The 22,345-nt window shown below is 40.0% G+C and carries 26 protein-coding genes and 1 tRNA gene; 15 read left to right on the top strand and 12 right to left on the bottom strand.

What is annotated here, in order from left to right; all coding sequences use genetic code 11:
* Positions 1-22 precede the first annotated feature (22 nt).
* Positions 23-1,408: a class II fumarate hydratase gene (locus tag AC6UDC_RS01915; RefSeq protein ID WP_500695322.1), complete on the top strand. Its 1,386-nt coding sequence runs from the start codon at positions 23-25 to the stop codon at positions 1,406-1,408.
* Between the two features lie 70 nt (positions 1,409-1,478).
* Here AC6UDC_RS01915 and AC6UDC_RS01920 read toward each other — a convergent pair whose 3' ends face one another.
* Entirely contained in the window at positions 1,479-2,510 is a 1,032-nt protein-coding gene (locus AC6UDC_RS01920) for a YczE/YyaS/YitT family protein (protein ID WP_500695320.1), read from the bottom strand.
* Positions 2,511-2,702: 192 nt separating this feature from the next.
* On the opposite strand from AC6UDC_RS01920, the gene AC6UDC_RS01925 reads away from it, so the two are divergent.
* The 3 genes from AC6UDC_RS01925 to AC6UDC_RS01935 all read left to right on the top strand — a co-directional run bounded on the left by AC6UDC_RS01925 (position 2,703) and on the right by AC6UDC_RS01935 (position 3,820).
* The gene (locus AC6UDC_RS01925; RefSeq protein ID WP_500693440.1) at positions 2,703-2,867 is read left to right on the top strand and encodes a hypothetical protein; all 165 of its coding nucleotides are present in this window, start codon (positions 2,703-2,705) and stop codon (positions 2,865-2,867) included.
* Between the two features lie 71 nt (positions 2,868-2,938).
* Complete coding sequence (locus AC6UDC_RS01930) at positions 2,939-3,220, top strand: hypothetical protein (protein WP_500693441.1); 282 nt, start codon at positions 2,939-2,941, stop codon at positions 3,218-3,220.
* A 75-nt stretch (positions 3,221-3,295) separates the two neighbouring features.
* Positions 3,296-3,820, top strand: a complete 525-nt coding sequence (locus AC6UDC_RS01935) for a TetR/AcrR family transcriptional regulator (protein WP_500695318.1) — start codon at positions 3,296-3,298, stop codon at positions 3,818-3,820.
* A 69-nt stretch (positions 3,821-3,889) separates the two neighbouring features.
* Here AC6UDC_RS01935 and AC6UDC_RS01940 read toward each other — a convergent pair whose 3' ends face one another.
* A complete protein-coding gene (locus AC6UDC_RS01940) occupies positions 3,890-4,090 on the bottom strand; it encodes a cold-shock protein (protein ID WP_010022560.1) in 201 nt (66 codons plus the stop codon).
* A gap of 202 nt (positions 4,091-4,292) precedes the next feature.
* Between AC6UDC_RS01940 and AC6UDC_RS01945 the strand changes: the two genes are divergently transcribed.
* Together AC6UDC_RS01945 and AC6UDC_RS01950 are read left to right on the top strand one after the other, a co-directional pair.
* Positions 4,293-4,997: an NAD(P)H-dependent oxidoreductase gene (locus AC6UDC_RS01945; RefSeq protein ID WP_500707257.1), complete on the top strand. Its 705-nt coding sequence runs from the start codon at positions 4,293-4,295 to the stop codon at positions 4,995-4,997.
* Position 4,998: 1 nt separating this feature from the next.
* A complete protein-coding gene (locus tag AC6UDC_RS01950; protein ID WP_500696474.1) occupies positions 4,999-5,178 on the top strand; it encodes a hypothetical protein in 180 nt (59 codons plus the stop codon).
* A gap of 114 nt (positions 5,179-5,292) precedes the next feature.
* On the opposite strand, the gene AC6UDC_RS01955 is transcribed toward AC6UDC_RS01950, so the two are convergent.
* From AC6UDC_RS01955 to thiD, 7 genes are all read right to left on the bottom strand, one after another.
* Complete coding sequence (locus AC6UDC_RS01955) at positions 5,293-5,997, bottom strand: MIP/aquaporin family protein (RefSeq protein WP_500693445.1); 705 nt, start codon at positions 5,995-5,997, stop codon at positions 5,293-5,295.
* Between the two features lie 2 nt (positions 5,998-5,999).
* Positions 6,000-6,785, bottom strand: coding sequence for a triose-phosphate isomerase (gene tpiA, locus AC6UDC_RS01960; RefSeq protein ID WP_500693446.1), 786 nt, complete (start codon positions 6,783-6,785; stop codon positions 6,000-6,002).
* A complete protein-coding gene (locus AC6UDC_RS01965) occupies positions 6,778-8,595 on the bottom strand; it encodes an FAD-dependent oxidoreductase (RefSeq protein WP_500721066.1) in 1,818 nt (605 codons plus the stop codon). The genes tpiA and AC6UDC_RS01965 overlap by 8 nt, the downstream gene beginning before the upstream one ends.
* Positions 8,588-10,099, bottom strand: a complete 1,512-nt coding sequence (glpK, locus tag AC6UDC_RS01970) for a glycerol kinase GlpK (RefSeq protein ID WP_500693448.1) — start codon at positions 10,097-10,099, stop codon at positions 8,588-8,590. Before glpK ends, AC6UDC_RS01965 begins: the two co-directional genes overlap by 8 nt.
* Before the next feature lie 340 nt (positions 10,100-10,439).
* Entirely contained in the window at positions 10,440-11,318 is an 879-nt protein-coding gene (gene fba, locus AC6UDC_RS01975) for a class II fructose-1,6-bisphosphate aldolase (protein ID WP_500696478.1), read from the bottom strand.
* Positions 11,319-11,331: 13 nt separating this feature from the next.
* Positions 11,332-11,937: a 5' nucleotidase, NT5C type gene (locus AC6UDC_RS01980; RefSeq protein WP_500721068.1), complete on the bottom strand. Its 606-nt coding sequence runs from the start codon at positions 11,935-11,937 to the stop codon at positions 11,332-11,334.
* A gap of 185 nt (positions 11,938-12,122) precedes the next feature.
* Positions 12,123-12,923, bottom strand: a complete 801-nt coding sequence (gene thiD, locus AC6UDC_RS01985; protein ID WP_500706271.1) for a bifunctional hydroxymethylpyrimidine kinase/phosphomethylpyrimidine kinase — start codon at positions 12,921-12,923, stop codon at positions 12,123-12,125.
* A 110-nt stretch (positions 12,924-13,033) separates the two neighbouring features.
* Here thiD and AC6UDC_RS01990 point away from each other — a divergent pair, with 110 nt between their 5' ends.
* From AC6UDC_RS01990 to AC6UDC_RS02000, 3 genes are all read left to right on the top strand, one after another.
* Positions 13,034-13,156 (top strand): hypothetical protein, encoded by a 123-nt coding sequence (locus tag AC6UDC_RS01990; RefSeq protein ID WP_010022570.1) that lies wholly within the window; start codon positions 13,034-13,036, stop codon positions 13,154-13,156.
* A 212-nt stretch (positions 13,157-13,368) separates the two neighbouring features.
* Complete coding sequence (locus AC6UDC_RS01995; RefSeq protein ID WP_500693452.1) at positions 13,369-14,469, top strand: NAD(P)-dependent alcohol dehydrogenase; 1,101 nt, start codon at positions 13,369-13,371, stop codon at positions 14,467-14,469.
* A 125-nt stretch (positions 14,470-14,594) separates the two neighbouring features.
* Positions 14,595-14,668 (top strand) — tRNA-Asn (locus AC6UDC_RS02000).
* Between the two features lie 90 nt (positions 14,669-14,758).
* Here the strand turns inward: AC6UDC_RS02000 and AC6UDC_RS02005 are convergent.
* Positions 14,759-15,199 carry a hypothetical protein gene (locus tag AC6UDC_RS02005; protein ID WP_500693453.1) on the bottom strand — a complete coding sequence of 147 codons (441 nt, stop codon included), beginning with the start codon at positions 15,197-15,199 and terminating at the stop codon, positions 14,759-14,761.
* 107 nt (positions 15,200-15,306) lie between these two features.
* Between AC6UDC_RS02005 and AC6UDC_RS02010 the strand changes: the two genes are divergently transcribed.
* The 5 genes from AC6UDC_RS02010 to AC6UDC_RS02030 all read left to right on the top strand — a co-directional run bounded on the left by AC6UDC_RS02010 (position 15,307) and on the right by AC6UDC_RS02030 (position 19,600).
* Entirely contained in the window at positions 15,307-15,981 is a 675-nt protein-coding gene (locus tag AC6UDC_RS02010; protein ID WP_500721070.1) for a ribonuclease H family protein, read from the top strand.
* Between the two features lie 42 nt (positions 15,982-16,023).
* Positions 16,024-16,581, top strand: a complete 558-nt coding sequence (locus AC6UDC_RS02015) for a sugar O-acetyltransferase (RefSeq protein ID WP_500708088.1) — start codon at positions 16,024-16,026, stop codon at positions 16,579-16,581.
* A gap of 94 nt (positions 16,582-16,675) precedes the next feature.
* Positions 16,676-18,391, top strand: a complete 1,716-nt coding sequence (locus tag AC6UDC_RS02020) for a BCCT family transporter (RefSeq protein ID WP_500693456.1) — start codon at positions 16,676-16,678, stop codon at positions 18,389-18,391.
* Positions 18,392-18,485: 94 nt separating this feature from the next.
* Positions 18,486-18,932, top strand: coding sequence for a universal stress protein (locus AC6UDC_RS02025; protein ID WP_500721072.1), 447 nt, complete (start codon positions 18,486-18,488; stop codon positions 18,930-18,932).
* A gap of 38 nt (positions 18,933-18,970) precedes the next feature.
* Positions 18,971-19,600, top strand: coding sequence for a DNA-3-methyladenine glycosylase (locus AC6UDC_RS02030; protein WP_500693458.1), 630 nt, complete (start codon positions 18,971-18,973; stop codon positions 19,598-19,600).
* Between the two features lie 45 nt (positions 19,601-19,645).
* Here the strand turns inward: AC6UDC_RS02030 and AC6UDC_RS02035 are convergent, their stop codons facing one another.
* Together AC6UDC_RS02035 and map are read right to left on the bottom strand one after the other, a co-directional pair.
* A complete protein-coding gene (locus AC6UDC_RS02035; RefSeq protein ID WP_500721075.1) occupies positions 19,646-20,248 on the bottom strand; it encodes a matrixin family metalloprotease in 603 nt (200 codons plus the stop codon).
* A 127-nt stretch (positions 20,249-20,375) separates the two neighbouring features.
* Positions 20,376-21,176, bottom strand: coding sequence for a type I methionyl aminopeptidase (gene map / locus AC6UDC_RS02040; RefSeq protein WP_500721077.1), 801 nt, complete (start codon positions 21,174-21,176; stop codon positions 20,376-20,378).
* Positions 21,177-21,525: 349 nt separating this feature from the next.
* On the opposite strand from map, the gene AC6UDC_RS02045 reads away from it, so the two are divergent.
* Positions 21,526-22,344, top strand: a complete 819-nt coding sequence (locus tag AC6UDC_RS02045; protein WP_500721079.1) for a hypothetical protein — start codon at positions 21,526-21,528, stop codon at positions 22,342-22,344.
* Position 22,345: the final 1 nt, after the last annotated feature.

A 22,345-nucleotide genomic window follows, 5' to 3' on the forward strand; every position in this document is an offset into this window, starting at 1 on the left:
TATTTAATTAGGAGATGACAAAATGTCTGATTATCGAATTGAAAGTGACACGCTTGGAGACGTCAAGGTGCCAAAGGATGCTTTGTGGGGTGCTCAAACCGAGCGGAGCCGGCATAATTTTCCTGTCGGTCCCAAGTTACCAGTATTGGTAATTCGCGCTCTCATAAACATTAAAGCCAGTGCCGCCGAGGTGAGCATCAAACAAGACACCATCGATCGAAAAAAGGGTGAGTTGATTGAGCAGGGTGCCCAAAAATTATTGAGTCTTTCCGATGATCAATTAATGCAAAACTTCCCGTTACACATTTACCAAACTGGATCGGGAACTCAGACTAACATGAACGTGAACGAGGTGATTGCCCACGTTGCTAATCAGATTAATCCAAAGATTAATGTTTTACCAAATGATGATGTTAATCATTCCCAGAGTTCAAATGATACGTTTCCAACGGCAATGAACATTGCAAGTCTGGTTGCCATCAATCAGCTGTTACCTGAGTTGGAGCACTTGATTGACGTTATGCATCACTTACAGAAAAAGTATTGGGATGTGGTTAAGATTGGGCGCACTCATTTACAGGATGCCACTCCAATGACATTTGGACAGGAAGTGTCGGGATGGGCTAGCACCATTCAACACGACCTTGATTTTGTGAGGGACAATTCGAAGTCACTACTGGGTCTACCAATTGGTGGAACCGCAGTAGGAACCGGCCTTAATACGACGGAAGACTTTGATAAGGAAATGGTTCAAACCCTGGGTAATAAGTATCATGAGCCGTTTGAAGTTGAAAATAAATTTTATGGATTAGCTTCCCATTCGGCCATTACCATGACGCATGGGGCTGTGCGGACGCTTGCAACTGATCTGATGAAGATTGCCAATGACATTAAATTTCTAGCGAGTGGTCCTAGAGCTGGTTACGGTGAGATTAAAATTCCCGCTAATGAACCTGGGTCATCGATTATGCCTGGCAAGGTGAACCCGACTCAGGGTGAAGCCATGGATATGGTAGTAGCACGCATCATGGGAAATGATACGACCATCGAAGTTGCTAACACTCAAGGAAACTTTGAAATGAATGTCTATAAGCCAATTATCATATCCTGTTTTCTTGATTCCGTTCAGTCACTGACAGGCATCTTAAGCCACTTTACGGACTTGATGGTCAAAGGGATTGAAGTCAACCAAGATCGCATGGAGGAGTTGGTCCATAATTCTTTGATGACGGTAACGGCATTGTCACCACACATTGGCTATCATCGAGCAGCTGAAATTGCCAATGCTGCTTTAAAGGGAAAGACGAATCTTAGACAGGCGGCCATTGATTCAGGATACGTCACTGGTGATAACTTTGATAAATGGGTTGAGCCATTAAAAATGACTAATTATAAGCGCGAACAATGATCAAGATTATAAATAAAAAAAGGTCCAGCAACTAACGTCTCCGTTATTGCTGGACCTTTTGGGTATTTAATTACTTTTTGGAATCATTGGAGTTATTGGCATCAGAATCTTTTGAATTTTGAGGAGCACCATCAGTAGTACTACCAGTTGATTGTGGATTAACGTTACCGTTTTTGCTTCGTTTCATCATTTCTGCCATCAACATTCTGTACTGGGTCCGGTAAGCATTGTAGGCCTTCTGTGAGTCTTCCATGTTCGTTTGGGCGTCGTGAAGACGAGTCCCTAACTGTTGATTAGTGTACCCTGATAAGTTCATCTGAACGTTTAAAGTCGCGTTGTAAGCATGGGTTAGATAATGGTACCCAGATAACGTCGCCTTAGAAATCGTGCTAGCGGCGTGTTTAACCGTTGGCTGTTCACTGAAGTCGTCAATTCCGTTAACAATGGGGTCACTAATGTGTTTGTTCCAGTAGGAAATTAGTGGACCGGCAAAGAAGGCAACGATGATTGATGCAAATCCAACGGGGCCACCAGCAAGGACAGCGGCAATCAAGAAGAGGATATCTTGGATCACACGAGCCGTCTTGTACTTGATGTGTAGTCGTGATGATACAATTGGAGCAATGGCATCATAGGGGGCAACACCAAGATTAGGAGCCATGTAGATTGAACTACCAGCCGTAAATAGGATTAGTCCCAAGAAGGCATTAGCAACGATTACGAAGAAGTTAATCCCCGACGGGAAGATTTGTTGGTAAAATTGAGTGAAAATTTGAATCTCAAATCCAACTAACACCATGTTCATGATGGTTCCAATTCCGATCATGTGACGGTCAAGGAACAAGACAAACACGAAGATTACCAGGTTAGCCAGTAACTGGTACAAACCAAGTGACATGTGCAGATGGTTTGACATACCAATATTAACGGCAGTAAAAGGATCAAGACCTAAAATCTTGCTTGATCGAAGTAACGTGGCACCAAGTGATAACATGGTGATACCAACAAACGACATTAAAACTTTAAGTAATATATTAAATGTTTTACCGTACCAAGTCATTTGTGGTGCGGCAGTATTGCCTGATTGGGTAGAATTACTCATTGAATAGACTTCCTTCTTAATTTGATATTTGTATTATAACTTATTGCATACAGGATTGTAAGGGCTGGGCGGCACAAACGTATTGATACGGGCAATAAATTACAAGAGATGACTAATTTTGAAATATGTATTATAATTCTTGTTAACTTGAACTAATCATTTAAGTTGATTTTGTATTTGGAGGGATTGCTTATGAATATTAAAGTATTAAACAAGCAAGGCGCTCTACCAGTCAAAGACTGGCAACAGCGTGAAAATAACCTTTTTCGAGTTCATCAGCTAATGCACAATAAGAAACTTCAATTGAGTAAATCAGCCAGAGCAATGATTGCACCCATCTTGAAACCGTTAACTTAGTAAATTTTAGTAATTTAATTGCAAGGTGCTGCGGTTTCAACTAAAATGCAATTGTCTAGGAAGTGAGTATAATGGTTGATTCAGATTTGAAACAACAGGTCAAAGATTTATTGGCTCGTAATAAAGAGCTTAAAAGTAAAATTCAAGCTTTGACAAGTGGTACTGACATTTCAGATAAGAGCACTAGTGATTTGAAGTCACAGGTGGTCCAGTTTCAAGACGAATTAAAAAATGCTCTAGATCGAGCTACTCAGTATGAAAATAAATATAATAAAATGAGTACTGAATATATGGAATTATCAAATCAGTATCATGAATTGCAAACGCAACTTGACTCGTTAAAAAATAAATAAGTGTGAGGAGAACATTCTTCACGCTTATTTATTTGCCAAGTTAATCTCTCATGCTTATAGTCGAATGGTGAAAATATGGCAAAAAAAGAAACAGCCAAAAAGAGAATAATTGAAGGAACGTTTGAGATGCTCCAAACTAAGTCTTATCAAGAAATTACGGTGAAAGACATTTCCAAACACGTTGGAGTTTCCCGGATGACGTTTTATCGTAACTTCCATACCAAGGAAGACGTCATCGTTGGTCAATTTCAGGAGACCTTTTCAACTTTTATTAATCGTTTACTAGCGCAAAAGGTCTCTAATTTTAACGGCCTAGCAACGACTTTCTTTACGATTATTAAAGAGAATAAGCGGATGATGGATGTAATCGTTGATAATGATCTGTCTTATTTGTTACTTAAAATCTTAAAAAAATACATTACGAATTTGGTTGACGACGATATATTAGAGTTGCGCGCCAATTCATCTAAAATGCTAATTGCGTTGATTTCAGGTGGTTTAACTGAAGTTTTACTAACGTGGACAGAAGACGGGATGGAAGAGCCCGTTGAAGAATTGGTCATCTTTGCATCGAAGTACATGAACTTTAAGGTTAACTAATTTTTTAATTTAAAAATATGTATAAAAAAAGAGCTCTGCGATTGCAGAACTCTTTTTGTTTGGCTAAAATTAGTCCATTGGAGTAACGTTAGCAGCTTGGGGACCACGGTCTCCTTCTTCAACGTCCAAAGTAACCTTTTCGCCTTCGTCAAGGGTCTTGAAGCCATCCTTGTTGATAGCTGAGTAATGTACGAATACATCACCATCATCAGTAGTAATAAAACCATAACCCTTGTCAGCGTTAAACCATTTAACAGTACCTTGTTTCATAATATGAAACCTCCTAGCGCATAGCGCAATAAATTTTTCAGTGTTGCTTAGTTTGAATCTTAAAAGGAAGTCATTTCATAATAATACAAAACAAGAAACCTTAGAAACTCGAAACCATTCACACATCTATTTAAATATAACATAAATTCTACTGATGTCAATATGATAGACTTATATTAATCAATTAAAAGAAGATGAAGGCATGAAAACATTAATAATCGTTTCACACCCCAAGTTTCAGGACTCAATTACCCAGGAATTTCTAAGAACCAGTCAAGCTGATTTAGCCGATGTTACGTGGCACTGTTTAGATGAAATATATGGAAGTGATCCAATTGACGTGCAAGCTGAGCGTGACCTCTTAAATAAGGCTGATCGGATCATTTTTCAGTTTCCACTTTATTGGTATAGTGCCCCCTCATCGCTTAAAGTTTGGGAGGATGAGGTCTTAAGTCGGGCCTACACGTACGCTAATGAAGATGGCCGTTTAAAGGGCAAGAAACTCGGAATCGTGACGAGTGTGGGCTACCCTAAATCATCGTTTGCGGTGGGTGCTAGTCAATCCTTTAGTATTTCTCAAATTATGACACCATACGAAGCCCTTGCTAGACAAGCAGGTATGAAGTTTATGACACCACTTGTGATTTCGCAATTTGGGTACATGTCGGATGATGAGAAAAAAAAGTTGCTTGTTGACTACCAGATGTATTTGACAGCTAAGTATCCCTTTAACTTTAACGAACGTGAGACGTGGATGGCTTTTCAACTAAAGAAATTGGCAAAGGGGAGTATGAAGTCGCATCAAAAAGATTTGGATTTAATTATTAAAGAAGTGGAAACCAGCCAAGATAATTTAAATGACTTAAAGGAACAAATTAACCTAATTCGGAATCAGGAGGAAGACTAATATGGATGATAACGAAGAATGGACGACTAATAAGATTAATGAATTAATTAAGACCCAGACATCATTTATTAATCGTTCACTGTTATATGGATGTAAACAGTTAGTTAAAGAACAGGCCAAAAGAAATGAGCAGGCTGAAAATGAAATTGATGGGAGAAGTTGGAGTCCCGAAAAATGGTAAGGACTCTTTACGTTGATGGTATTGACAACAAAAGGGACCCGTCGTTAAAGACGAGCCCCTGTGGGTAAGGTTTGATTTAAAAGCTCCGGTTTGGGAGCTTTTTTATTTATAATACTAAATTCGTTCGCTTCGGTCTGAAATAATGTATTGGTTTATTAAGGCTGCCAGAATCGAACCGACAAGTGGTGCTGTTAGATAAAGCCATAGTGATTTTAATGCTAATCCACCAGCAAAAATAGCGGGGAACAATGATCGGACGGGATTCATTGAAGCGCCGGTTAACTTACCACCAACAATTACCAAAACAAAGATGGTAAAGCCGACGGCAATTGGTGACTGAATGGCATACATATTTGTTTTAGAATGGTTTAAGACTAGGATCACAATTAACAAAGTGGTGGTCAGTAGAACTTCGGTGAAGAAAGCAATTGGAGCGGAGATGTGGGGGAAGACCGTTCCACCTAAATAATTAGTGCTAACTTCCTTGTTCCAACTTTCACCAGTCTTGTTAAGCAGTGAGACGTAGGTTAAAACGACACAAATTTCACCTAAGAGACCGCCGACTAGTTGACTAATTACATAAATAATCGCCTCTTTTCCGGGCATTCTTTTAGTTAAATACATGGTAAGGGTTACGGCTGGATTTAGATGAGCTCCTGAAAGTGGTCCAGTGGCATAAACCAGAATGGATAAGGTGAGACCCCATCCAACCGACGGACCTAACTGGTCAGCGTACGGTCCGCTGAAAATGATGAGGCCTGTTCCTAAATAGATTAATAAGGCAGTCCCAACCAGTTCACCAAAGATTTTTAATTTCATTATTAGGTTCCTCTTTGAACTTCGGCCACGTCATTGATGATTTTAAGAAAGGTATCTGAAGATAATGAGGCTCTTCCAATCAACAGTCCGTCGATATTTGGTGATGAAAAAATGGCTTTGGCATTTTCTGGGGTGACTGCTCCACCGTATTGAATCCTAATCTTTTCGGCAGTGTCATTTCCAAAAATAATCTTAAGGGAGGTGCGAATCACCCGTGCTGCATGTTCAATCTCCGCTAATGAGGCTGTTTTAGCGGCACCGATGGACCACGATGGTTCGTATGCGATGACTAAATGTTCAGCATCCTTTCTGTTGATGCCAGCAAATGAAACGGCAATTTCGGTTAAGGGTGACATCTCCAGATCATCAGGATTATAGGTTGAGGTATCCTCCGAGATTGCCACTACCGGAGTGAGGTGATTGCGAAAGCTGCCCATGATTTTTAATCCAATTGTACCGTTCGTTTCTTTAAACATCTTGCGGCGTTCATAGTGACCAATTATAGAACCATTGATTCCAAGGTCTGATAATGCAACCGGGGACGTTTCTCCGGTGTACGGACCTTCGTCGGCCCAGTGCAAATTTTCGGCAAAAACTTCGATGGGCTCTTTTTGGGATTGAATGAACTGAACCATTTTATAAAGGTAGACGTTTTGAGCCGCAATGCCAACTTGAACGAGGTTTTTATCAGGCAACTTACCTTCTAATGATTTTAAGAAGTCCTCAATATCTTTGCTGGTTTTGTTCATTTTCCAATTTGCTAAAATAAGTGGGATTCGATTACTCATTGAGACTAGCCTCCTTTAGTTTCTTTAATTGAGACTGATGGCGGATCTTAAAGTATTCCCTGGTCATGTTTTCTTTAGTTGCTCGATCCCAGCCTAATTGGCGGCTCATTTCATCGATGACCGGCCTCTCGATTTGATCGGTTTTCTCAGAATCAAATAAGAGGTAGTTCGTTCTTCTAAGTAAGAAGTCGATTGGACGACTGATCATTTCGTGATCAATTGAGTAGTGAAGAACACTTGTTTCTGCCAAAGTTAAACCTGGCGCAGTGACGCCACTGGCAACGTAGTTAGCGATTAAGGGAGTGTTTGATCCAAACAGGTTGGCAATCGCCATGGCTTCCTTGGTGCTTAAGCCACGGTTGACTAAGGTGGCGGCATAACTTTTAATGTTGCCATTAACGTCGTTTGAATCGAAGTGACCACCAGAGATTTGGTAATTTTTAGAGTCAATTAATGAAACAGGTTGATCAAATTTTTGTTCCAGTTCTTTTTTGACAAGTTTCATCGTGTCTTCGCCCATTAGCCGGTAATCGGTTAATTTACCGCCAGAGACATTGATGACACCGTCGACCAGTTTGATTTCAAATCCACGTGAAACACTTGAAGCACTTTGGTCGTTTGAAACTACCGAATGAACGTAATTGTTAACGTCGTTGTGGTCAATCTGCCGGTTAAAGTATTGATTGATTTTAGTGTCCAAGTGGTGCAGATCGTCGTCATTTAAGTTTTTATGCGTGGTATTCCCGTTATAATCACCGGATTCAATCAAAGGACGAATGCCAGCCCAGCTTGCTTCTATATCGTTAGTCGTTAAGTTAGCGTTTGGGAAGTGTTGGTTAACGGCCTTTAAGAGATAGTCAACATCTTTTTGATTAACGGTTGGGTTGCTGTAATCACCATCGTAATCCGTGTCCGTCGTTCCAAAATAAGTTTTTCCAAATCTTGGGATGATAAAAATCATCCGACCGTCGTCTAACCCAGAGTCTAAGTAAACGGGGAGGGGCACCTTAAGTTTGCTTTGATCAACTACTAAGTGAACTCCCTTGGTAGGTCTGATTTTTTGCTTATGATCGTAATCAAACATTTTAACAATGCCATCGTACCAAGGGCCTGCCGCATTGATGACGATTTTGGATTTAATTGGAAATTCGGTGTTATCTTCTCTATCAATCACGTTTACAATCTTTTCATTGTGATCGTTTTCGATGTTGACTGCTTTAACGTGACTAACGGCAACGGTACCATCACTGACTGCTTGTTTAATGTTTTCGATTGTGAGGCGCGCATCGTTATTTTTGTAATCAAGATAGACTCCCATCCCAACTAAATGATTGTGGTTTAGGTTGGGTAATTTTTTCTCTGCATCCGCTTTTGACAATGTTTGGTGTGCAAAGGGACTGTCTTTTGAAACGTTGGCTAAACGATCGTAAATGGCCATGGCGACTTCTGCGCTTAACGGGGTGAAGGTGTCATCCTTATTATCGTAAAGTGGCAGTAGCATTTTAGAAGGACGAGGGATGTGTGGAGCGATATGTTGCACAATGGCTCGTTCCTTGACGGTGTCGTTTACGACGTCAATATCAAAAGTCTTGAGGTAGCGGATTCCCCCATGAACGAGTTTGGTCGAACGACTACTGGTTCCTTCAGCAAAATCCTGCATATCAATTAAAGCGGTTTTGAGACCCGAAGCAGCGGCCTGAACGGCAATGCCTGCTCCAGTGATGCCACCGCCAATGATTGTGACGTCAAAATCATCATTTTTAAGTTGATCAATATCTTGGTTTCGGTTTTTATACGAAAAGTTATTCATTTTCATTCTCCTGAGGCTTAAATGATTCAGTTGCCTTAACTGCTTGTTTCCAGCCCGAATATAAGCTTTCTGCTTCATCTTTTTCCATGTTGGGATTGAAAATGGTTGGCTCAGGCTGAAGTTTTTTAAGTTCGTCAATACTCTTCCAGAATCCAATGGCTAGTCCGGCTAAATAGGCGGCACCACGTCCTGTCATTTCAATGTCTTTTGATCGCACGACTGAGGTCTCTAAAAGATCGGATTGAAATTGCATTAAATAGTTATTTAATGAGGCTCCCCCATCAACATGGAGGTTGGTGACTGGCATATTAGTATCATTTACCATGGCACCCACAACGTCCCGACTTTGATAGGCAATGGACTGTAACGTTGCCTTAACAAAGTCATTTTTGGTGGTTCCACGTGATAAACCGAAGACCGCACCACGCGCGTCTGGATTCCAGTACGGAGCACCTAATCCAGTGAATGCTGGGACGACATAAACCTCGTTGTGATTATTAGACTTGTTGGCTAGATTTTCGGTATCGGGAGCCGTTTTAACTAACTGCATGCGATCCCTTAGCCACTGGATGGCGGAACCAGCAATAAACACGGATCCCTCCAAAGCGTAGGTAATTTGACCACCAATTCCATAACCAATCGTGGTTAATAAGCCGTTGTGTGAGTATTTGGGCTTTTTTCCCGTATTCATCACAATAAAGGAACCGGTGCCATAAGTGTTTTTAACATCACCGGAATTAACCGCTAAGTGACCAAACAGAGCGGCTTGTTGATCGCCTGCGATTCCAGAGATGGGAACCGAAGCACCAAAAAAGTTTTCCGGCAGACTCTTACCAAAGACTCCCGATGAGTCTTTGACTTCTGGAAGCATGACTTTAGGAATATTGAGAATGTTCAATAATTCTGGATCCCAGTCGAGATTTTCGATGTTATATAGCATGGTTCGAGAAACGTTCGAATAATCAGTCGCATGAACTTCACCGCCCGTTAGTTTCCAAAGCAACCAACTGTCGATCGTACCAAACAGAAGTTCACCATTTTCGGCTCGTTCCTGAGCACCAGAGACTTGATCCAAGATGTATCTGATTTTAGTGGCAGAAAAATACGCATCGATAATTAAGCCGGTTTTCTTTTGCACCATGCTTTTATAACCGGCATCAATCATTGTTTTAGCTATTGGGGCAGTTTGACGTGATTGCCACACAATGGCCTTAGAAATGGGCAATCCACTTTCTTTGTCCCAAATTACGGTGGTTTCTCGTTGATTAGTAATTCCGATACTAGCGATCTCATTCGGATTAATCCGGCCCTTGATAATGGCGGTTGCCATCACGGCTTGGGCGGTTAACCAAATTTCGTTAGCATCCTGTTCCACCCAACCGGGTTCCGGGAAATACATGGTTAATTCTTTTTGATCGCTAGATACCACGTTTGCGTTTTTATCGTAAATGATAGCGCGAACACTGGTGGTTCCTTCGTCAATTACTAAAATATATTTTTTCATTTTGTCTATCACTTCTTACTTTCACAAATAAACCATATTTCACATAATTATTAAATGTGCCATTTTCCTAGGATTCACTTGATGGAAGCATTCATAAACTAAAGAAAACGTTTTCTTTAACGGTTAGTATACTACCAATATCAAATTTCACAATAAAAACATCCTGGATAATATCCGGCTTTGAGTAAGAAAATGAGTAATCACGTGGGTTAACGTTCGTTAAACTTTATTCATTTTATTATATGTAGTTGATGAATGAACTGATGGAATAAAAAAAGGATTCACATTTTTAGATAAATGTGAATCCAGATGGATTAATTATTTTGATAACGGGTATGAATTAGGCTTTGTTTTCTGATCCAAAGACTCTAATCCGGTCTAGGCACATGTTTTTAAGCGCGTTGGTTCCAGCCTTTAAGAAGATTCGGGGGTCATAATTTTTTCCTTCGAGGTCTTTATCAGAATGGACGTAGTCACGCATTGCTTGGTGGAAAGCTAATTGTCCCTCAGTATTGACGTTGATCTTAGAGATTCCTAATTGAATGGCCTTTTTGATTTGGTCATCAGGAATTCCAGAGCCGCCATGGAGAACCAATGGGATTTGCTTTCCCGTATTATCATAAAGGGCTTGGTCGATCTTTTTTAGATGAGCAAAGTTGAGACCCTTCCAGTCCTTTGGATACTTACCGTGGATATTACCGATGCCAACTGCCAGCATGTCTACGCCAGTCTCGGCCATTTTGACGGCTGAATCAACTGGTGCAATTTCACCATCAGCAATTACTCCGTCCTCTTCACCACCAATGGTTCCGACTTCAGCTTCGACACTAACGTCTTCTGCGTGTGCTAACTTAATTAGGGTCTTGGTTTTTTCAAGGTTTTCGTCTAACGGGAGGGCAGACCCGTCAAACATGATTGAAGTGAACTTGATTCCGAGAGTTTTAATGGAGTCGTAGTAGTTTCCGTGATCGAGATGGATTGAGACCGGCACGGTGATGTTTAGTGCATTGTGCATATCCACGATCAAATCGTAGGCTAATCTAAAACTGCCCATGTAGTTGGCCGCACCAGAAGTAACCTGCATAATGACCGGTGACTTGGCTTCTTCACATGCTTCTAAGATGGCTTTCGCCCATTCTAGATTATTAACGTTGAATGCCGGAACGGCATAGTGTTCTTTTCGAGCTTTATCTAACATTTCAGTACTGTTTGTAATCATTTTATTTTCTCCCTTATTCCCAATTTTCTTTTTGAAACGTACTTACATTTCCGTGGACGACGTATTTTGGATTTTGATCATTAGCCTGATTGACGGCATCAATCAACTGGTTAGTTTGATTGCCATATTGGGCAATTTTAATCAAGAATGGAACTAGATCATCTTTCCAAGTCAATCGTTTATCAAATCCGTATTGAATCCACACACTGTTGGTTTTGGTGTCATTCCAAGCACTGGCACCATGATACGGACGATCATCGATCAGAATTCCACCAACGTAGTGAATGAGACTCTTATCGTGAGTCATTGTGATTTTTTTGTAAAAGGGGCTTCCTTTTTCTTGACCAAAGTAGCGTTGAATCCACGCTACCTTATCCTGCCAAGCACTTGGATTGCTCCACGGAGCAGTAGTGAGGATGTACAAATCATAATATTTTTTTAATTGATTAACACTTTCAATCGCATTTTCGGTCGGATCAAGATCCTTAAAGATGCCGGGGATCCGATCAGGACGAGCTCCGGTTGGTAATGATTTCGCCCGTTGGTTTAGAACAGGGATGGTATTAACTAACACGTTATCCATGTCTAAAAATAATTTTATTGGTTTGTTTGCTTTCATGAAACATAAGATTCCTTTCCTTTTTGATCAATAAATTAATAATCAAAATTATTTAAGCTTGGATAATTAGAACATACCACATTATGATTAATTTGCCTCAAATGAAAATTGAGCTCAATCCAAAAAAAGACCCAAACTCATCCCTTAAGTAATGAATTTGCGTCTTACAAATATTAATTCCTAAATTATCTTGCCCAATGATTGATTGGACCATATTTATGACCAACTTGGATCTCGTCTTCGATTGCGCCATCAACGTATTGTTTGGCAATCTTAATGGAATCGGCAACAGTGTGTCCTTTTGCCAGTTCAGCGGTAATGCCAGCTGAAAGAGTATCACCAGTTCCGTTTTTACGGTCGGTAGTAAAATAAGGGCCGTCGATATTAAAATGTTTGCCGTCTTCAAGTAAAACGTAGTCAGAAACCTTGGTCTGACTAGGGTCATCATGGCGTCCTTTGACAATTACGTTACTAGCCCCCATGTCCTGCATGACTTGAGCTGATTTTGCCATAAAGTTGGGATCGTCAACGTCTAAACCAGTCAACTTTTGCGCTTCAAAAAAGTTCGGCGTGAGGACGGTTGCCATGGGAACCAGTTGGTTTTTCATGGCGTCAAAAGCATCCGTTTCTAAAAGCATGGTACCAAATTTGGTGGTGATTACTGGATCAACCACGAGGGGACCAAAGTCATAGAGCTGATAATCTTTTACGACTGTATTAATGATGTTAGCGTCTGATAACATGCCAGTTTTAGCAGCCAAGATGTGAAAGTCATCACCGAGGTCTTTAAATTCCTGGTCAATAAAACTAGTCGGCATGTTAACACTATCGTGAATCCCATATGAATTACCTGATACACATGCTGTGATAATCGATGCCCCGTAGACTCGACGGGCAAAGAAAGTGTTTAAATCAGCTTGGACGCCAGCACTACCGTCGCTATCGCTTCCAGCAATCGTTACTGCTTGTGGATAATCTTTAGCCATTTTTTGCGTCTCCATTCTAGTTTGATTTGATTTTTACCTGTTCCATGTATTATAATACTAAGAGCTGATGTATTTAAGGAATTAGACTTAATTGGAAGGAGTTTTTCATCATGAGAATTTGTCATCCAAATGGTGTCCAAGGTCGTCGTCCGATCGACACTAAAAAACGTAAAGCAAAACAAAAAGAAGTAGCAGACTTACAAAAGTTTTTGAAACAAAAACCTGCTAAATAATTGAACTAATTAACTTTTACTAGACGTCTGATTATTGATTTATTTTGATAATTAGTGGTCTATTTTTTTGTGCTTTTTTATTGATAACCATTGAGCAAGGTGTGATAATGATGGTGAAAATTATGGGAATGGGATGATAAAAATGGGAGTTGTAGGTTTCTAACCTAAAATGATTTTTGTAAATGAGTTCTTAATAAAGGAGACTGAAAATCATGACTGATGTAAAAATTCCCGACTATGACAAAAATAATATGCCTAAGACCACTAAAAGTGCGGTCTTAGAAAAAATGTTTGATATTGATATGAAGGACACTAAGTTAAAGAAAATGGGTCCAACTGATGTTTTGATTAAAGTTGTGGCAGTTGGAATCTGTGGTTCAGATGTTCACTACTATGACCAAGGACACATTGGTGATTTTGTGGTTAAAAAACCCTTAATCTTAGGACATGAAAGTTCTGGTGTGATTGTAGCAGTGGGTGATCAAGTAACCGACTTTAAACGTGGTGATCGAGTCGCAATGGAACCGGGCGTTCCCTGTGGTCATTGTGAGGCTTGTCGAACCGGTCATTATAACCTCTGTCCTAACATGCAATTCATGGCAACCCCGCCAGTTGATGGTGATTTAACTCAATTCATCGTTTATCCACAAGACTTTGTTTATCACATTCCTGAAAACGTTTCTTATGAAGAGGCGACTCTAAATGAGCCACTATCAGTTGGCGTTCATGCCACTCAGAAATTGGGAGTTGACGTGGGATCTACTATTTTGATTTCAGGTATGGGACCAGTTGGATTGCTTGCGATCTTAGCTGCAAAGGCCCATGGTGCTGACACCATCATTGTTAGTGATACCGAGCAACTCCGACTTGATACCGCCAAGAAGCTGGGAGCTACTCATGCAATTAACATTAAAAATGCGGATGTTTTAGACGAAGTTAAGACCATCACAAATGGAACGGGCGTTGATTACGCCATTGACGCTTCAGGATCAGTTCCAGGTGAACAAACTTCACTTCACGCACTGAAGCGGGGTGGCAAAGTCGCCTACATTGGTGTCCCAACAACCGACCAAACGCCACTGGATGTTCCGTTCATGACTGATCATGAAACCACCATTATGGGGATCTTTAGATACTGTAACAACTACAAGACTGGATTAAAGATTTTAGCTAAAAACACTGATAAGGTTGATAACCTATTAACTAACTTTTATCCACTAGATGAAACGAAAGCGGCTCTTGAAAAATCAAGAACGGATAAATCGAACTCTTTGAAGGTTATCATTTACCCAAACGAACAGCTGCGAAAATAGATTAGAGTTGAGTTCTGCGTTTCTTTAGCGCAGAACTTTTTTTATTTAAAATAATTTGATAAAACAGTAGACAGTTAATTAATAACTGTGTATACTTGTGAACAACAAATTAAGTAATTCATTATTGCTGTGTAGTTCAGTTGGTAGAAACGCTTCACTGTTAATGAAGATGTCGCTGGTTCGAGCCCAGCCACAGCAGCTACAAAAAAGCACCCCTCATTTGATTGAGCGGTGCTTTTTTGTGAAATTAGTTAATCAAAAACCCAAATTCAACTCGGGACTTTTGATATTAATGCTTTTTACCCTTTTTAGCTTTTTTTGGTTTACTTTTTTTAGGTTTTGGCATTTGTCTAAGCTGGTCTTTCATGCCTTCAATTTCTTTTGCATGCTCTTGTTTCCATTCTTTGAATGAAGATCCTGAATCAGAATCGGCTGGTTTAAGGCCGGTATCTAACCAGAATAATGCTTCTGATAGACTAGGGAAATTGTGCAACCAAAGCGTCTGACCATTCTCTGAATCGAAAGCAACGTATGAGCGGGAGCGCCGCTTTAAGAAAGTATGCTTTCTAATCTTAAACGCTTCCCTTTTTCTAGTTAAGAAGTAATCTGGTAGAATGTACTTACCGGGAGTCATTAACTTGGGAAAACGTTCATTTTTTTGAGCATGACGGTCCTTGAGCATTGCTAACGCTTGATCAACTGTAATTAATTTTGCAGCTATGTCAGCCATTGTATGAATCCCCTCCTGTATGTTATTTTCGCATAAATATTACAAAATGCAAAACGATATGATTAAATGTAATAATTAATTAAGATTTTAATTCAAATGGAGCTAAAATGGCAAAGAATAAGAAGTATTACGCGGTAAAGCAGGGGAGACACCCTGGAATTTATCCAACGTGGGAACTCACTAAAAAGCAAGTTGATGGATTTTCGGGAGCTGAGTATAAAAGTTTTGCAACTAAAAGAGAAGCTGGTGCGTACTTATATGGGGTTCAATTTGAAAACCATCCGGTGGAAAGTAAAGTAGGTAAACGCCCAACCATCATTGTATTTACCGATGGTGGTTCCAGAAATCACGGTAATGTTGCTGGTGGTCACGTCAAATCAAACGATAAGGCGGCGTGGGCATACCTAATTGATGCTCCGACCGGTCAGCACGTTGATTCAGGCGGTGAGTATGGGGTGACTAATAATAGAATGGAGATTATGGCACTCGTGAAAGCTTTGAAATGGTTGTTTGATCATCAGCTTAACGACCAGAGTGTTGGGGTTGTCAGCGATTCAAGATACGTTTTAAACGCCATTACTAAACACTGGATTGACGGGTGGAAAAAGCGCGGATGGAAACGTAGTGGCGGAGAACTTAAAAATAAGGAACTCTGGCAACAATTGGATGATTTATTGAAACAGTTTCCTAACATCCAATTTGGTTGGACGAAGGGTCACGCCACAAATAAAGGAAACGTCTTCGTGGACGAGAAATTGAATCAGACTATGGACAAAATGTAAATTTTCCTAATAATAAGGTTAAGACCTAAAAGGAGTGATTCAATGACGAGTGAAAGAGAAAAAATGACTAAGGGAGAATCTTATAATCAATTTGATAAAGAACTGATTAGTCGAAGGATCCTTTGTCGAAAGCAGTTGCAGGAGGCTAATAATACCCCTAATAATGAGAGGCGGAACCAACTGATTCAATCATTGTTAAAAAAGAGCGGACCAAGATTCTTTGTTGAGACTGGGATGGAGTTTGATTATGGCTTTAATATTTACATCGAGGACAACTTTTACGCTAACTACGGATTAACGCTGCTTGATACGGCTCCAATCACATTTGGTAAAAATTGTTACATAGGTCCTAATTGTGGACTTTATACAAACGTCCATCCTTTGAATGCTAAGGAACGGGTTGCAGATGTTGAAATGGCGGCCCCAATTACAATTGGTGATAATGCCTGGTTTGGTGGTCATGTAACCATTGTTCCCGGCGTGACCCTTGGAAACAATGTGGTGGTTGGTGCTGGAGCTGTTGTTACCAAATCGTTTGGAGACGATGTGGTTTTAGTCGGAAATCCAGCTCAAGTATTAAAAAAGATTGACAATAATTAGTGAATTTTACTTATTATCTTAGTTGTGTATAATGATAGTGAAAGATAAGTAATTATCATTTGTGTGACCTTTACAACGCTATGCAAGTGGCTCTATGAGCACCATACATAGCGTTTTTTGTTGTGAAAAAAGCGTTTGGAGGGATTTCTTTATTTTTAAAAAATTTAATATTGATAAATTCGTCTTTATTCCAACCTTATTAATTTTTGGAATTGGTTCAATCATTCTGATTATTGGTGGTTCCAAGTTGCAAGGAGTACTAGCGGTAGCCTTAAATTGGATCACTAATCAAATGGGCTGGGCCTATATGGTGGTTTACATAATTAACTTCTTATTTTTTATGTGGTTAATCTTTTCAAAGTATGGTGCTATCCGCTTGGGAGAGCCCCACTCCAAACCAGAGTATAGTGATTTGCAATGGGGCAGCATGGTCTTTGCGACCGCAATTGATGCCAGCATTTTAATGTTGAGTATGGTGGATCCGCTTCGATACTTGCAGCATCCTCCCTTTGGGGCTAAACCATTTTCACAGAGTGCTTATAATTATGCGCACATGTTTGGTCAGTTTAACTGGGGACCAATGGCATGGATGATGTTTGCTCCGGCCACGATTGCCATTGCTTATATTCTATTTGTTAAACACGGCAAGGTACAACGCCTTAGCTCTGCCATTGATTTTATTCAGGGTGAGGCTAGGTGGAAGTATTACACCAGACAGCTAGTTGATTTTCTGGTTGTCTTTGGAATTATGGGTGGTGTTGGATCATCGGTTGGAATGGAAATTCCCATTATTTCTAATGTTTTAAGTCGTTTATTAGGGATTCCAGATAATTTGGAACTTAAAACTGCGCTCTTTGCGGTGCTATTTGTGATCTTTGCCTGGACCGTTTATAAGGGATTAAATGGTGGAATTGATCGTTTGAGTGATGCCCATATTTGGACAGCCATTATTTTCTTAGCCTTTGTCCTGTTAGTTGGTCCAACTATTTATATCTTAAGTTCAGAGACCAACAGTTTGGGACTCTTGGCTGATAAGTTTGTTTCCATGTCGACTAATACCATTCCCAATGGAACTGCGGACGTTGCCAAACTGGAAACGATTTTCTACTGGGGCTGGTGGCTGTCATACATGCCGGTCATGGGACTCTTTATTGCTCGTATTTCTAAAGGACGAACCATTCGTTCCACTTTGATTGGAATGCTTGGTTACGGTTCAGTAGGATGTTTAAGTTTTTATGCAATTCTTGGTGGCTATTCGTTATGGTTACAAAGGACCGGCCAGATTAACTTGGTTCATATTTTGAATACGCAGGGGCAGGCTGCTGTCATTACTGCTGTATTATCCAGTTTGCCCTTTAAGGTAATTGTTTTTGTCGTTTACTGTATTTCGTGTTTTATCTTTCTGGCAACGACCATCTCGTCCTCAGCTTTCATTGTTTCCTCATTTACAAGTTTAGGGTTAAAGGAGGGACAGGAACCAACCCAGTTTAACCGAATGACATGGGTTGTTGTCTTTGTCTTATTCTCGTTTGGACTAGTAGTTGTCGGAGGATTTAGCACCATCCAGACATTCTGTGCGATTGCTGGATTTCCATTAATGTTTGTATGTATCATGATATTGATATCGATTTACCACATGGTTAAAAATGATGAAGGAATCGTGCTTAAAAATAAAGCAATGGACAATCTAAGAATTAAACAAAAAAAGGAAAAGATGCGTCGTATTCATGCTAAAAAAATGGTAAAAAGTATTGAAGACGCTCAAAATGGTGCTGGTGAAGCGTCGCTACCTGATCCTAATAAAGAATAATGAGTTAATAATAATCAGTGGGTTGCTACTGATTATTTTTTTATTAAAAATCATAAAATTAATGATATGATGTTATTGAAAGGGGATGGAGACAATGGAAAAATTTAAACCATTGACATTTGAAAGAATTTTATTGACAGTTGATCCCGACGATAGTAAGTCAACGCAACGGGCTTTTCGTTACGCAGTTACTATTGCCATTAAGTTTCATGCGGCACTTGGAATTTGCTCGGTGTTAGAAAATAATGATATTAATATTTATGATTCTTTAACACCAAGTAAAATCGAAGCAAAACGGGATCATTTACGAGAAGTGGTTGGTAGTTACACCGATCGAGCAAGTGACGCTGGCGTGGAGGACGTAACCCCCATTATTTCGGTTGGTGGGAACATTGACGATGAAATCTTGGATGCCATTGCTCCCAAGTTTAAGGCAGATCTCTTAATTTGTGGAGCTGATGCGACCGGTGAACACGGTAATCGTAGTATTAGTGTTAAACTGGTTAAGCAGTCTAAAATTTCAACGATTATCATTCGTTAGTCTAAAGTTTTTAATAAGAGGTAGGGTAGGTAAGGGTTTTGTCAGATAAGTTAAGAGATTTTTTTAATGAAGGTACCACCGATGAGATTACTAAAAAGATGCTTGGAACGTTACTGGTTTATCATTCTCCAAAGGGGTTAATGAGCGGATACGTTACCGAAGCGGAAGCCTACCTGGGACAAAGAGATTCAGCAGCGCACGCCTATCAGGGGAAAAGGACCCCATCGAACGAAGCCTTGTATGGTGTTCCTGGTACGATTTATATCTACTCCATTCATGGTCGACTTTGTTTGGACGTTGCTGCTCAGGCTAAGGACGTACCAGAGGGAATCTTGATTCGTGGAATCGAACCTTATCAAGGGATTGACTTGATGAAACAAAATCGTAAGAAAAATGGTTTTGAATTGACCAATGGTCCGGGAAAGTTGATGGACGCCTTGGGGATTTATGACAAGGATATGAACTTGATTGAGCTTGGTAACACCGCCCTTGACTTAGACATTGATCATGTGAAAGTCCCAAAAGAAGTGGTTGAATCGGGACGAATTGGGGTTAGTGACCGAGGAACTTGGACGGACAAGCCGTATCGTTTCTACGTTAAAGGGAACCCTTATGTGTCTAAGATACCTAAGCGTGATATGGATTTAAAAACATACGGATGGAAATAAGGAAGGGATGCTACTTTCATAAAGTAGCATCCCTTTAAAATTGTTTTATTTTTCATTGTACAGGTTTTTTAAACCATGAATGTCACTAAGACCAATCTGATTAGGATCAAGTGAATTATAGTAGGTGTCATTTGGGAACATGATACTTTCTTGAGCGTGATTGTGCTTAAGTCCCATTGCATGACCAAATTCGTGTTCGGTTGTTAGCAATTGCTGCTTGTAAGTGTATTGCATGTTGCTCATTACCCGCGGATTGAGCGTGATTTTGGCACCTGACTGATACGTGTGATTTTTAACGTTGACGGTTTTAGTGAGATTCAAAGTAACTCCAGCGTACCGATTGCCCTTCCAGAAGCCAGTATTACTATTGGTAGTACCAATGGTTGTCGGAACTTTGGTTTTGGAACGAATCCAGGTAAAAGCATGCGTTTTATTCCAGTTTCTGGCAGCTTGTTCAATGATAGTTTGGTACGATTGGGGAGTTCCTCTCCGAATATAGTATTTGGCGGTGGGGTGTTCATAACGAAAACCAATGTTAGGGTCAACTTTCTGATCAGCTTCAGTGGTCGAGCTCGTGAGAGAACTAAAGGCAATCATTGAAACTAATAATACCATTAGGGTTCCCACAATTTTGATTGATTTTTTCATTTTTGGTCCACCTTTCATCCCTGATTTAGTCTGAAACAAATCCATCTTAGCATAGCGAAACAGAATGGAGAACAAAAAAGAAATGGGTCCGAAACTCTTAATGATTTCGGATCCATTTTCATTACTTTTATTTTTTGAACATGTATTTAGCGTCAGCAACGTGATCCTGAGAAGTGAGAATTTTAGGACCATCTTCAGTGATTGCTAAGGTGTGTTCGTATTGAGCTGAGTATGAACCATCTTGGCTAACGTAATAGGTCCAATCGTCTTTTTTATCATAGTCATCTTTGATTTTCCAAGTACCGAGGTTAACCATTGGTTCAATGGTAATGGTCATGCCCGGTCTGAGACGCATTCCATGACCGGCAACCCCATAAGCTGGAACAGCTGGATCCTCATGAATGGAAGGCTGGATGCCATGTCCAATTAATTCTCGGACATCACCCATATGGTTTTCGTCTTCAACGTAGTGTTGAATGGCAGCACCAATGTCTCCAATTCGATTACCAACTTGAGCTTGGTCAATGCCAAGGTAAAGTCCCTTTTTAGTAACTTCCATGAGTTTCTTGATCTTAGGTGAGGCTTCACCAACCGCGTATGACCAGCAGGAGTCACTTTCAAAACCGTCCTTATTGACACACATGTCAACTTTGACAATGTCGCCTTCCTTTAATTTTAAGCCCCGACGCGGGATTCCATGGGCAACTTCATTGTTGATTGAGATGCAAGTCCCGTAGTTATAGCCGTCAAAGCCCTTTTCTGATGGAGTAGCCCCGTGGTCGGTAATGTACTTGTCAGCGAATTCTTCAATTTCCCAAGTATCAACGCCCGGCTTAATGATTTTTTTCAAACCATTGTGGACACCAGCTAGAACTGCACCAGACTCGGCCATTTTTTTAATTTCACGATCTGATTTTAAAGTAATCAAGTGAATATCTCCTTTTATTAGTTGGATAAATTATTTTTTCTTCAATAATTAAAATTAAATAAAGCGTAAAAATAATTTTTAATTACCAAATTTAGTTAAAATCTCACACCTCTAATATATCACTACTGGGCCTATTATTTCTAATCATAAATTAACCGACGTCTTTGTGAAAGAACATCACATTTATTTTTATAAAATTTAAAGATTGATGGGGATCGTGTTACAATATCAATTAATTAAGTGATAAATTAATAATTATTCTAAAATATGAAGCAAGATATCTGGTTTAGTTAACAAGTTGTTAAAGAAGATTACTTTTTTATTCTTTGAGATAAGAGAGGCGACGAGTTTGGTAGCAAAAGTTAAATATGTAGGGCTTTTTCTATGCAGCATGGTTTTGTTAGTGTGCCTATTTTCCATAATTGTAAAAGCCGATGGGTTAATTGATTATTCCCAAAATAATAATACCAACGTTGGCCTAAACGTGCAGGGAAGATTTAATGTCCCAATCATCAATCCTTTTACACCAAGTGACAATTCCAACATTGGTGCTAATGGAGCGGCTGGTGAGAATAATGATCAAGATGCCGTCGATTATGTCCCCAAAGAGTTAACCTTTCAGGCTCTCAGTGACCCACATTTTGCGGATAGTCCGTTAACTTCAAGTGGATCTAGCACGTCTAAAGACGGAAGTCAGAATAACTTTGTGTTTGTCCAAGTTCATGACTTTGGTGATACCGGACCAATGGAGTTAAAGGCCACGCTTGAAGCCGATGGGAATGGAAACGGGTTTGTTAACGGTGATGGAGATGTCCTTCCCGGAGCGTACATTGAATTAAAGAATACCCAACTGTTTCAATATGACATTAGGGATGCTGTGTACAATAATATCTCACAACCAGCGTCACCAGACAACATTGGAACGACCACCATTACGACTGATGCAGATGCTCCGGTAATGTTGTCGAATACTAATAATGGCCCCGCTGATCAGTCAATGACTCCGGTTGGTTCGTTTGGCGTGTATGAATTAGCATGGACGTTAGGAGATTTCCGCCTGGAAGTTCCGTTTAATAGTAATAGTTTTACTGGCTATGATAAAGTCCCTAGTCAAGATAATGAATACAACGGCACAATTGATTGGAATTATGCTCCTCAGGTTCACTAAA

The sequence above is a fragment of the Fructilactobacillus sp. X7R7C1 genome (assembly GCF_059901065.1).